This window comes from Nonomuraea sp. NPDC049709, assembly GCF_040674815.1.
In the GTDB taxonomy this organism is placed as follows: Bacteria; Actinomycetota; Actinomycetes; order Streptosporangiales; family Streptosporangiaceae; genus Nonomuraea.
In genome coordinates this window covers 1-11,616 of sequence record NZ_JBFANM010000041.1, presented here as the reverse complement: position 1 = coordinate 11,616, position 11,616 = coordinate 1, and the positions used below count along the sequence as shown (strand labels likewise).

At 72.7% G+C, this 11,616-nt stretch carries 10 protein-coding genes and 1 pseudogene; 9 read left to right on the top strand and 2 right to left on the bottom strand.

Annotated features, from left to right (window positions below; translation table 11 throughout):
* The first annotated feature begins 53 nt into the window (after positions 1–53).
* The 6 genes from AB0J69_RS35095 (at position 54) to AB0J69_RS35070 (ending at position 6,606) form a co-directional block, all read left to right on the top strand.
* Entirely contained in the window at positions 54–1,760 is a 1,707-nt protein-coding gene (locus tag AB0J69_RS35095) for an IlvD/Edd family dehydratase (protein WP_364126377.1), read from the top strand.
* Between the two features lie 109 nt (positions 1,761–1,869).
* Entirely contained in the window at positions 1,870–3,501 is a 1,632-nt protein-coding gene (gene pgi / locus AB0J69_RS35090; RefSeq protein WP_364126374.1) for a glucose-6-phosphate isomerase, read from the top strand.
* A 1-nt stretch (position 3,502) separates the two neighbouring features.
* Entirely contained in the window at positions 3,503–4,882 is a 1,380-nt protein-coding gene (gene zwf / locus AB0J69_RS35085; protein ID WP_364126371.1) for a glucose-6-phosphate dehydrogenase, read from the top strand.
* Positions 4,883–5,071: 189 nt separating this feature from the next.
* The gene (locus AB0J69_RS35080) at positions 5,072–5,425 is read left to right on the top strand and encodes a spore germination protein GerW family protein (RefSeq protein WP_364126368.1); all 354 of its coding nucleotides are present in this window, start codon (positions 5,072–5,074) and stop codon (positions 5,423–5,425) included.
* Between the two features lie 18 nt (positions 5,426–5,443).
* Complete coding sequence (locus tag AB0J69_RS35075; protein ID WP_364126366.1) at positions 5,444–5,983, top strand: hypothetical protein; 540 nt, start codon at positions 5,444–5,446, stop codon at positions 5,981–5,983.
* On the top strand, positions 5,980–6,606 hold the full coding sequence (locus tag AB0J69_RS35070; RefSeq protein ID WP_364126364.1) for a LysE family translocator: 627 nt from the start codon (positions 5,980–5,982) through the stop codon (positions 6,604–6,606). Before AB0J69_RS35075 ends, AB0J69_RS35070 begins: the two co-directional genes overlap by 4 nt.
* Before the next feature lie 163 nt (positions 6,607–6,769).
* Here the strand turns inward: AB0J69_RS35070 and AB0J69_RS35065 are convergent, their stop codons facing one another.
* Positions 6,770–7,492 carry a VIT1/CCC1 transporter family protein gene (locus AB0J69_RS35065; RefSeq protein ID WP_364126362.1) on the bottom strand — a complete coding sequence of 241 codons (723 nt, stop codon included), beginning with the start codon at positions 7,490–7,492 and terminating at the stop codon, positions 6,770–6,772.
* 321 nt (positions 7,493–7,813) lie between these two features.
* Between AB0J69_RS35065 and AB0J69_RS35060 the strand changes: the two genes are divergently transcribed.
* The 3 genes from AB0J69_RS35060 to AB0J69_RS35050 all read left to right on the top strand — a co-directional run bounded on the left by AB0J69_RS35060 (position 7,814) and on the right by AB0J69_RS35050 (position 11,012).
* Complete coding sequence (locus AB0J69_RS35060; protein ID WP_364126359.1) at positions 7,814–8,719, top strand: Gfo/Idh/MocA family oxidoreductase; 906 nt, start codon at positions 7,814–7,816, stop codon at positions 8,717–8,719.
* Positions 8,720–8,910: 191 nt separating this feature from the next.
* Positions 8,911–9,918 (top strand): NAD-dependent epimerase/dehydratase family protein, encoded by a 1,008-nt coding sequence (locus tag AB0J69_RS35055; protein ID WP_364126357.1) that lies wholly within the window; start codon positions 8,911–8,913, stop codon positions 9,916–9,918.
* 38 nt (positions 9,919–9,956) lie between these two features.
* Positions 9,957–11,012 (top strand): dihydrodipicolinate synthase family protein, encoded by a 1,056-nt coding sequence (locus AB0J69_RS35050; RefSeq protein WP_364126354.1) that lies wholly within the window; start codon positions 9,957–9,959, stop codon positions 11,010–11,012.
* A 209-nt stretch (positions 11,013–11,221) separates the two neighbouring features.
* On the opposite strand, the pseudogene AB0J69_RS35045 reads toward AB0J69_RS35050, so the two are convergent.
* Positions 11,222–11,616, bottom strand: a pseudogene (locus AB0J69_RS35045) (hypothetical protein); the annotation flags it as partial.

Sequence of the window (11,616 nt, the reverse complement as noted above, 5' to 3'; positions counted from 1 at the left end):
GCCCCTGCTGATTCCTCGACAGGGCGGAATGAATCCCCGATAAGGTGCCGAACATGGAGTTCAGGAGTTCGCGCTGGTATTCAGGAAACGACCGAAACTCCTATATACACCGGGCATGGATGCGGCGCGGCCTGCCGCAGGAGGCGTTCGAGGGCGGCAAGCCGCACATCGCGATCGCCAACACCGCCTCCGACCTCACGCCCTGCAACTCCCACCTGAACGAGGTCGCCCAGAGCGTCATGCACGGCGTGTGGGAGGCCGGCGGCGTGCCGCTCAACCTGCCCGTCGTCTCCCTGGGCGAGACGAACGTCCGTCCCACCGCGATGCTGTGGCGCAACCTGGCCGCCATGGCCACCGAGGAGATGCTGCGCGCCAACCCCATCGACGGCGTGGTGCTGCTCGGCGGCTGCGACAAGACGATCCCGTCGCTGCTGATGGCCGCCGCCTCCGTCGACCTGCCCGCCCTCGTGGTGCCCGGCGGGCCCATGCTGACCGGGCACTTCCGCGGGGCGCCGCTCGGCTGCGGCACTGACGTGTGGCGGCTCAGCGAGGAGGTGCGCGCTGGCACGCTCTCCCGCGAGGCGTTCTTCCGGTCCGAGTCGTCCATGATCCGCAGCCGCGGCCACTGCAACACGATGGGCACCGCCTCCACCATGGCCTGCATGGCCGAGGCGCTCGGCATGACCCTGCCCGGCACCGCCGGCACCCCGGCCCCTGACAGCCGCCTGCTCGAACGCTCCCACGAGAGCGGCCGCCTGGCCGTCGAGCTGGTCATGGAGGGCCGCCGCCCGAGCCAGGTGATGACCAGGGCTTCCTTCCTCAACGCCATCGTCACGCTGGCCGCCGTCGGCGGCTCCACCAACGCCGTCGTGCACCTGCTCGCCGTCGCCGGCCGGCTCGGCGTCCAGCTGGACCTGGACGACTTCGACCACACCGGCTCCGGCGTGCCGCTGCTGGTCGACCTGCAGCCGGCCGGGCGGCACCTGATGGACGACCTGTTCAGGGCCGGGGGCCTGGCGGCCGTGCTGAAGGAGGTCGAGGACCTGCTCGACCCGGCCGCGATCACCGTCACCGGGCGGCCGCTGGTCGAGCACCTCGCCGGGGCCGAGATCTGGGACGAGGACGTCATCCGGCGGCGCTCGGCCCCGCTGCTGCCCGACGCGGGCATCGCCGTCCTGCGTGGCAACCTCGCCCCGGGCGGAGCGGTGATCAAGCCCGCCGCCGCCTCGCCCGAGCTGCTGCGCCACCGCGGCCGGGCCGTCGTCTTCGACAGCGTCGAGGACGTCTACGCCCGCCTCGACTCGCCCGACCTCGACGTGGACGAGACCTCGGTGCTGGTGCTGCGCGGCTGCGGGCCCAAGGGCTATCCGGGCATGCCGGAGGTCGGCAACCTGCCGCTGCCGGCCAAGCTGCTGGAGAAGGGCGTGCGCGACATGGTACGCATCAGCGACGCCCGCATGAGCGGCACCGCGTACGGCACGGTCGTGCTGCACACCGCCCCCGAGGCCGCCGCCGGCGGGCCCCTGTCCAGGGTGCGCACCGGCGACCCGATCGTGCTCGACGTGGCCGCCCGCCGCCTCGACGTGGACGTCCCCGACGCGGAGCTGGCCGCCAGGGAGCCGGTCATGACCGGGCACGCCCGGCCCGTACGCGGCTGGGAGCGCCTCTACGTCGAGCACGTCACCCAGGCCGACCGCGGCGCCGACCTCGACTTCCTGGTCGGCTCCGGCGGCGACCACGTGGGCCGCGAATCCCACTGAGGGGCTTAAAGACTCCGCTCCGCCATGCGCGGAATCAACCGCGGGGGGTACGGGGTTACGGGACGATGGAACCAGGCATGATCGGGTTGGCGACGCGAGGAGGAAGAGCGTGAACGGCGACATCACCCAGAGCCAGGAGTGGGCGGCCCTGGGCAAGCACCACGAGGAGCTGGCGGGCAGGCATCTGCGCGAGCTGTTCGCGGACGACCCCGGGCGGGCCGGGCGCATGACGGTGACCGCCGGCGACCTCTACCTCGACTACGCCAAGCACCGCGCCACCCAGGAGACCATCGACCTGCTCGCGGCCCTGGCCGAGCGGGCGGGGCTGCGCGAGCGGATCGCGGCCATGTTCGGCGGCGAGCACATCAACGTCAGCGAGGACCGCGCGGTCCTGCACGTCGCGCTGCGCATGCCGCGCGAGGCGAAGCTCGTCGTGGACGGGCAGGACGTCGTGGCCGACGTGCACGCCGTGCTCGACAAGATGAGCGCCTTCGCCGACCGGGTCAGGTCCAAGGAGTGGAAGGGCGCCACCGGCAAGCCGATCGAGACCGTCGTCAACATCGGCATCGGCGGCTCCGACCTCGGCCCCGCCATGGCCTACGAGGCGCTGCGCGACTATGCCGACGTCGGCATCTCGGCCAGGTTCGTCTCCAACATCGACCCGGCCGACATCACCGGCAACCTCGCCGGCCTCGATCCGGCGACCACGCTGGTCGTGGTCAGCTCCAAGACCTTCACCACGCTGGAGACGCTCACCAACGCCAGGGTCGCGCGCCGCTGGCTGGTCGAGGCGCTCGGCGAGGAAGCGGTCTCCAAGCACTTCGTCGCCGTCTCCACCAACGCCGCCAAGGTCGCGGAGTTCGGCATCGACACCGACAACATGTTCGGTTTCTGGGACTGGGTCGGCGGCCGCTACTCCTACGACGGCGCCATCGGCCTGTCCCTGATGATCGCCGTCGGGCCCGAGCGGTTCCGCGAGATGCTGGCCGGCTTCCACACCATGGACCAGCACTTCCGCACGGCCCCGTTCAAGGCCAACATGCCGGTCCTGATGGCCCTGCTCGGGGTGTGGTACACCGACTTCTTCGACGCCGAGACCCGCGCCGTCCTGCCCTACAGCCAGCGGCTGCACCGCTTCCCGGCCTACCTGCAGCAGCTCACGATGGAGTCCAACGGCAAGTCCGTGCGCGCCGACGGCACCCCCGTCACCGCCCGCACCGGCGAGATCTTCTGGGGCGAGCCGGGCACCAACGGCCAGCACGCCTTCTACCAGCTCCTGCACCAGGGCACCCGGCTCGTGCCGGCCGACTTCATCGGCTTCGCCGAGCCCCACGAGGACCGCGAGGGCATGCACGACCAGCTCGCCGCCAACCTCTTCGCCCAGACCACCGCGCTGGCCTTCGGCAAGACGGCCGACGAGATCGCCGCCGAGGGCACCGCGCCCGACATCGTGCCGCACAAGGTGATGCCGGGCAACCGCCCCACCTCCACGATCCTCGCCCCCAAGCTCACCCCCTCCACGCTGGGCCAGCTCGTCGCCCTCTACGAGCACATCGTGTTCGTCGAGGGCACGATCTGGGGCGTCGACTCCTTCGACCAGTGGGGCGTCGAGCTGGGCAAGAAGATGGCGCTCGACCTGGCGCCCGCGCTCACCTCCGACGAGCCGCCCACCACCTTCCCCGACGCCTCCACCGAACAGCTGATCCGCAAATACCGGGAGCTGCGCGGAAGGCGCGCCTGAGATGGCGCGCGACAAGGAGCAGGCGGGCGCGCTGGTCCTGTTCGGGGTCACCGGTGACCTCGCCCGCAAGATGCTCCTGCCCGCGCTCTACCACCTGACCGCAGACAGCCGGCTCGACCTGCCGGTCATCGGCGTGGCCAAGACCGACCTCGACCTCGACGGGCTGCGCGAGCACGCCCGCGAGGCCTGCGGCGGCGTCCGCGACGCGGCGTTCGAGAAGCTGGCGGGCAACCTGCGGCTGGTCGCCGGCGACTACCGCGACCCCGGCACGTTCGCCCGGCTGCGCGACGAGGTGGCGGGCAAGGGCTTCCTGGTCCACTACCTGGCCGTGCCGCCGTCCCTGTTCGCGCCGGTGGCCGAGGGCCTGTCCGGGGTGGGCCTCAACCGCGACTCGCGGCTCGTGGTGGAGAAGCCGTTCGGGCACGACCTCCACTCGGCCCGCAGCCTCAACGACGAGCTGCTCAAGCACTTCGACGAGGACCACCTGCGCCGGGTCGACCACTTCCTGGGCAAGGAGCCGGTCGAGGACCTCATGGTGTTCCGGTTCGCCAACACGCTGCTGGAGCCCATCTGGAACCGCTCCCACATCCGCAGCGTGCAGATCACCATGGCGGAAGACTTCGACGTACGCGACCGGGGCGCCTTCTACGACGCCAACGGCACCATCCGCGACGTGGTGCAGAATCACCTGCTCCAGCTCCTCGCCATCCTCGCGATGGACCCGCCGCCGTCCACCGACGCCCGGGCCCAGCTCGACGAGAAGTGGCGGGTGCTGCGCGCCGTCCAGGCCATCGCGCCCGCCGACGTCGTGCGCGGCCAGTACGACGGCTACCTCGGCACCGACGGCGTGCGCCCCGGCTCCACCACCGAGACCTACGTCGCCCTGCGCGCCTACATCGACAACTGGCGCTGGGCCGGCGTGCCGTGGTGCATCCGCTCCGGCAAGGGCCTGCCCACCACCGACCTGGAGGTCGTCGCCGAGCTGCGCAGGCCGCCGGTGACCATGTTCGGCAACGGCGGCGCGCCCGACAGCCCCAACCTCGTCAGGTTCCGGCTCCAGCCCGACGCCGGGGTGACGTTCGACCTGCTGGCCAAGGAGCCGGGCAAGCAGCACACCCGGCCGGTGCCGGTCAGCGTCGACTTCACCAAGGTGCTCGGGCCGATGGAGGCCGCCTACGAGCGCATCCTGGCCGACGCCGTCAGCGGCGACCCGCGCAGGTTCGCCAGGTTCGACCTGGTGGAGGAGTCGTGGCGGATCGTGCAGCCGGTGCTCGACCTGACGGACGCGCCGCTGCCGTACGCGAAGGGGTCCTGGGGGCCGGAGCGGGCGGCGGACATCCCGCCGGGCGGCTGGCACGAGATCTCCACGACGTTCGACTGACCGCTCCCGCTCCCCTTCTCCCGCGTGCTCGACGCCTTCCCTTCCTCCCCTACCTGGTCGTTGCGTCCCGGGAGAGACCTGCACCGGAGTGCGGTGGGTAGGAGGAGAGGGCGGGCGGTCGGGAGGCCCGTGAGCAGGCGACGACCAGGGGCGTTCGACGGGGCGGCGCCCCGGGGTGACGATGGGGGGATGGACATCATGGAGCTGGTGGAACAGTCGAAGGACGCCGCGACCGTCAAACGCGTCTTCGGCGAGCCGATCCAACACGGCGACGTCGTCGTCATCCCGGTCGCCAGGGTCGCCCAGGGCGGCGGCGGGGGCCAGGGCCAGAACCGGGGCGAGAAGGGCGAGGAGGGGGGAGGCAGCGGCGGCGGCTTCGGCTTCGGGGCCACCCCGGCGGGCGTGTTCGTGCTCAAGGACGGCGACGCCCTGTGGCGGCCGGCCGTCGACGTCAACCGCATCGTCATCGGCGGGCAGCTCGTCGCGGTCGTGCTGCTGCTGACGCTGCGGGCCATCTTCACGAAGCGGCGCCGCAAGCGCTGACGAGCCGAGACGGCACACGTGCTGACCGACCTGCTCGACGACGCTGAGCTGCCCGGCCACGCCTTCCTGATGCCCGGGTCGAACCTGCCGGTCCGGGTGGCCCGGCTGGACGGCTCCGCGACGCTCGTACGCTTCCCGGTAGGCTGGGCCCGGCCCGAGCACGGCCACTACCTGGCCGGGGAGGAGTTCGTGCTGCTGGCGGGCGAGCTGCACGTCTCCGGCATCACCTACCTGCCGGGCCAGCACGGCTGGCTGCCCGCCGGCGCCCTGCGCCACTCCGGGGCCGCGCCGCGCGGCGCGCTGGCGTTCATGGCCTTCTCCGGCCCGGCCACGTGGGTGCGCAGCGAGCTCGACGAGCCGGACGGGCCGTCCCAGCGCACGCCGCTGGAGACTGTCGTCATCCCGAGCGGCGGCCTGCCGCTCACCCCGCACTCCGCCCTGCTCGACATTCCCATCCCGCTCGACCGGCCCGCCGAGATGATCACCGTGCCGACGTGGACATGGGAGCGGTCCGCCTTGATCCCCGAGGGGAGGGTGCTCGTAAGGTGGACGCCATGACCTCTATGGCGCAGATCGCGGCTTTCGGTGGAGTGGTGCTGCTCGGGGCGATGTCGCCCGGCCCGGACTTCGCGGTGGTGGTACGCCGCTCGGCCGTCTCGGGGCGCGGGCCAGGCATGGCGGCCGCGGCGGGGATCGCCGTGGGGGTCTTCGCCTGGGTCGTGGCGGCCGCCACCGGTATCGCGGCCCTGCTGGCCGCCTCGGCCCTGGCGTTCACCGTGGTCAAGGTGGCCGGCGCGGCCTACCTGCTCTACCTCGGGGTCAGGGCGCTGCGCTCGGCCTGGCGCGGGGGCGGGGAGCTGCGGCTCGACGTCCCCGACCCGGGCAGGCGCGGCTCGTGGGCGGCGTTCGCCGAAGGGCTGCTGACCAACGTCCTCAACCCGAAGGCGGCGCTGTTCTTCGTGGCCCTGGTGCCCCAGTTCCTCAGCTCGGGGGCGTCCGCGCTGATGCTCTCGGGGGTGGCGCTGGCGGGCACGGTCGCCTGGTTCCTGGTGGTGGCCAACGTGGTGGGGACGCTGCGCAGGGTGTTCGCCCGGTCGGCCGTACGCAGGGTGGTGGACGGACTCACGGGCGCCGCCCTCATCGGCCTCGGCATCAAGCTGGCCGCCTCCAGCCGCCCCTGACCGCCGGCCGCCCCGGACCGTCGGCCGCCCCGGACCGTCGGCCGCCCCGGACCGTCGGCCGCCCCGGACCGTCGGCCGCCCCGGAGCGCGGCCACTCCTTAGCGCCGACCACTCCTGACCGTCGGCCCGCGCGCGTTATGCGACGCGCGTTATGCGACGCGCGTTATGCGATGGTCACGCCGAGCAGGTGGCCCAGCGCGAAGGTGACGGTGGCCGCCCCCACGCCCAGGGCGAGCTGGCGCAGGCCGCCCCGCCACCACGGCCGCGCGGTCATCACCGCCACGGCCGACCCGAACCCGAACAGCGCCACCACGCTCAACACCAGCGCCACCACCAGCCCGGACGCCCCGAACAGGAACGGCGCCAGCGGCACCAGCGCCCCGACCGAGAACGCGCAGAACGACGAGCCGGCCGCCAGCAAGGGGGAGGGCAGGTCATCCGGGTCGACGCCGAGCTCCTCCCGGACGTGCACCCGCAACGCCTGCTCCGGATCGGCCGACAACCCGTCGGCCACCCGCTCGGCCAGCTCGGCGTCGAGCCCGCGCGCCCGGTAGAGCGCCGCCAGCTCGGCCCGCTCGCCGACGGGATTACGGGCCAGCTCGCGCCGCTCGACGGCGATCTCGGCGCGCATCAGCTCGGTCTGGGACTTCACCGACGTGTACTCCCCGGCCGCCATGGAACAGGCCCCGGCCAGCAGCCCGGCACACCCGGCCAGCACCGCCCCCTGCCCGGCCCCCGCCGCGCCGACGACCCCGGCGATCAACGCGAAGTTGGACACGAGCCCGTCCATCGCCCCGAACACCGCCGGCCGCAGCCAGCCGCCGGTCACGTCCCGGTGGCTGTGGTGCTGCTCGGGGGGATGCGGGCGGGCGAGCTCGATGGTCATGCAATTCCTCCGTATATGTACCCCTCTTTCTAGAAATGTGGCATATGGGGCCAAGATCCGCAACGAAGGAGAGGCTTCCCTGGCCTGCGGAAACCCGGCCGCAGGACCGCGGAGTGCGGTGAACAGCACAACCCTCCACCGCCCAGGGTCGGGGTCAGGGCCGGCTCGCTGCCGGTCGTGCCGTTCCGGGAGGTAATCGGCCGTTCCGTCGATAACGGTCCTGACCGTAAATAGGTCATCGTTGTACTGTCAATACCCTTGCCGTCCGCCCGGAGGGGCGCTGCGATGATGGCCTCCCTTCCTGACAGATCGGAGACGACCGTGCGCATCGCCCTCGCCGGGCTGGCCACCAGCCATCCCTTCACCGACGCCCGCACCCTGGCCCGCCACGCCGAGCTCGTCGTGTGGGAGCCGGATCCCGAGCGGCTGCGGCGCTTCACCGCGGAGAATCCCGCGGCGAAGGTGGCGGGCAGCCTGGAGGAGGCGCTGGCGGGCCGGATCGACGGGGTGGTGCTGACCGTGCCCAACCCGCAGGTGCCGCGGGCGCTGGCCAGGGTCCTGGAGACGGGCGTGGCCTGCTTCGTCAACAAGCCCGCCGCCGCGGCCCGGGCCCAGCTGGAGGAGCTCGACCGGCTGCCGATCCACGACCGCGTGATGTCCGGCTCGGTGCTGCGCTTCGCCCCGGCCTTCGCGGGCGCGCGGGCCGAGCGGAGCGAGGTGCTGGCCGTGCGCGCCACCGTACGGCACGACGTGGGGATCTGGGCGACCGGCTACAACGCCTGGCAGGACACGCCGGGCGAGGGTGGCGGGACGATGGTGACCATGGGGATCCACGGGGTGGAGCTGCTGGTGGCACTGCTGGGTCCCGCCGTCCGGCTGGTGGGGGCGGCCGGGGCGAGGCGGCACTACGCGTCGCTGCGCTCGGAGGACACCGGGGTGATGGCGTTGCGCTGGGACGACGGCATCACCGGCACGGTCGAGATCCTCGGCGTCTCGGAGTCCGAGTCGTACGCCGTCACCCTGCACAAGCGGGACTCCACCGAGACCATCGTGATCGAGGGCGGGGACGATCCGGTGAAGGGGCTCGGGTACGAGGGGACGATCGAGGCCTTCCTCGCCATGGTGGGCGGGGCACCCAGCCCGGTGCCGTGGCAGGAGACCAGGGCCGTGCTCGACGTGCTCGTTTCGGCTCGCGAAAGCGCGCTCCCCGCCCGCGAGAGCGCCTGACCCAGCCCCTGGAAGCGCCCCTGGCCGGGGCCGTAACAGCGCTTGGCCCGTGCCCCTGGCCGGGCCGGGTAAGGGTGTCTGACCCACGCCTCCGGTCGGGCCCTAACGGCGCCTGACCAGGCCGTGCCCGTTGACAGCCGGAGCTCCATCCGGTTACGGTCTGGACCGTAAATAGAGATGGAGGAGACCGCGTGCGGACGACAGCGGAACTCGAGGAGCGGCTGGCACGGCCGAGTGCCGGGCTCATCGACGATCTGGGCAGGCTCGACGGCGACATCATGATCCTGGGCGCCGGTGGCAAGCTCGGCCCGAGCCTGGTGCGGCTGGCCGTGAACGCCAGCCGGGGAGACCGGCGGATCATCGCGGTGTCGCGCTTCTCCGAGCCAGGGCTGGCCCGGGCGCTCCAGGACGCGGGCGCGACCGTGGTGGCCGCCGACGTCGCCGACGACCGCGCCCTGCGCGAGCTCCCCGACGCGCCCAACGTCGTGTTCCTGGTGGGGGCCAAGTTCGGCACGCAGGGCCGCGAGCACGCCACCTGGTTCACCAACGCCTACCTGCCCGGCCGGGTGGCCGACCGCTTCGCCGGCGCCAGGATCGCGGCGCTGTCCACCGGGAACGTCTACCCCCTCGTCCCCGTGGGCGGTGGCGGCAGCACCGAGGACTCGCCCGTGGGCCCCGTGGGCGACTACGCGATGAGCTGCCTGGGCAGGGAACGCGTGCTGACGCACTTCGCCGAGACGAACGGCACCCGCCTGTCGCTGATCCGCCTCAACTACGCGGTCGAGCTCCGCTACGGGGTGCTCGTGGACCTGGCCCAGAAGGTGCTCGCCGGCGAGCCCGTCGACCTGGCCACGGGGCAGGTGAACGTGGTCTGGCAGGGCTACGCCAACGAGGTCGCGCTCCGGTCCCTGCTGCTGGCCGACGTACCGCCGTACGTGCTCAACGTCACCGGCCCCGAGCTCGTCTCGGTGCGCAGGGCGGCGCTGGACCTTGGCGCCGCGCTCGGCAAGGAGCCGGTGTTCACGGGCGAGGAGGCGCCGACGGCGCTGCTCTCCAACGCCTCCAGATGCCACCGCCTGTTCGGCTACCCCGAGCTGACCCCCGCCGAACTCATCGAGCACACGGCGCGCTGGGTCGCGGACGGCGGTCCGCTGCTCGGCAAGCCCACCAAGTTCGAACGCCGCGACGGGCGTTTCTGATCCGCGTGCTCACTTCAGCAGAAAAGAGGGGGACTCACGTGCTCAGCACGGCTCCAGAGGCGCAGACGTCCGTGCGCGACCTGTTCAGGCGTGGCCTGGTGATCCCGGCTCATCCCCTTGCCCTGACCGGGGACAGGCGGCTGGACGAGCGCCGCCAGCGTGCTCTGACGCGTTACTACGTGGAGGCCGGGGCCGGCGGGCTGGCGGTGGGCGTGCACACCACGCAGTTCGCCATCCACGGCACCGACCTGCTGCCGCCCGTGCTCGAACTGGCCGCCGCCACGGCCGGGGAGTTCCGGCGCAAGGTGGTGCTGGTGGCGGGCGCGACCGGGCCCACCGCGCAGGCGGTGGCGGAGGCCGAGCTGGCCAGGTCGCTGGGGTATCACATGGTGCTGCTCAGCCCGTACCGGGAGCTGGACGAGGACGGGCTGATCGAGCGGGCCAGGGCCGTGGGCGAGGTGCTGCCGGTGATCGGTTTCTACCTGCAGCCCGCGGTGGGCGGGCGTGCCCTGTCACGGGAGTTCTGGACGCGGCTGGCGGCGATCGAGTCGGTGGTCGGGATCAAGGTCGCCCCCTTCGATCGTTACCGCACGCTCGACGTGCTGCACGGCGTCGTACGGGCGGGGCGGGCCGGGGAGGTGGCGCTCTACACGGGCAACGACGACCACATCCTGGCCGATCTCATCACCTCGCACCGGGTGGTCGTGGACGGGCGCGAGGTGGAGGTGGAGTTCGTCGGCGGGCTGCTCGGCCAGTGGGCGGTCTGGGTGCGGCGGGCCGTGGAGCTGCTGGAGGAGGCCACGCTGGCCCGCTCCGGCGACGACGGGGCGGTGCGCAGGCTGCTCAGCCTCGACGGCCACCTCACGGACGCCAACGCGGCCATCTTCGACTCGGCGAACGGCTTCCACGGGTGCATCCCGGGCATCCACGAGGTGCTGCGCCGGCAGGGCCTGCTGGCGGGCCGCTGGTGCCTCGACCCGGCAGAGGAGCTCTCCCCGGGCCAGCTCGCGGAGATCGACCGGATCTGGGCGGCCTACCCGTGGCTCCGCGACGACGACTTCGTGGCCGAGGGCCTGGACCGATGGCTCGCCTGAACGCCCGGGCGCCCCTGAACAGCTGGGCGCCCTTCAACGGCCGGGCGTCCCTGGACGGCGGGGTGCTCTTCAGCGGCCGCGCGTTCCTGAACGGCCGCGCGTTCCTGAACGGCTGGGCGCGTTACAACGGCCGGGCGCCCTTCAACGCTCCGGCCCTCCTGGACGGTCCGGACCGCTCGGCGGCCGTGGCCCCGGAAGGGGTGCCGGGTTCAGAGGGTGAGGCGGTAGAGGGTCAGAGGGCGGCCGCTGGAGCCGCTGGTGAGGTTGCCGGTGCGTTCGGCCAGCCCCGCCAGCTCCAGCCGGTGCAGCATCCGCCGCGCCGTGCGCTGCTGGACGGCGAGCCGCTCGGCGATCTCGCGGGTGGTCAGCGCCTGCCCGCCCGCCGCGTCGCGCGCCTCCAGCAGCTTCTCCAGCGTCGGCACCGACAGCCCCACCCGGCGGGCGAGCACCGAGAGGCTCTGCTCGCCGGCGGATTCGTCGGCCACCGACTCCAGCACGATGTCGGTGTCGGCGCGCAATGACAGCACCGCGGCCACGTTCCCGATGCGCCTGGCCCTGGCCAGCGCCCGGCGGGCCAGGCTCTCGGCCTCGGCGGCACTGCGCC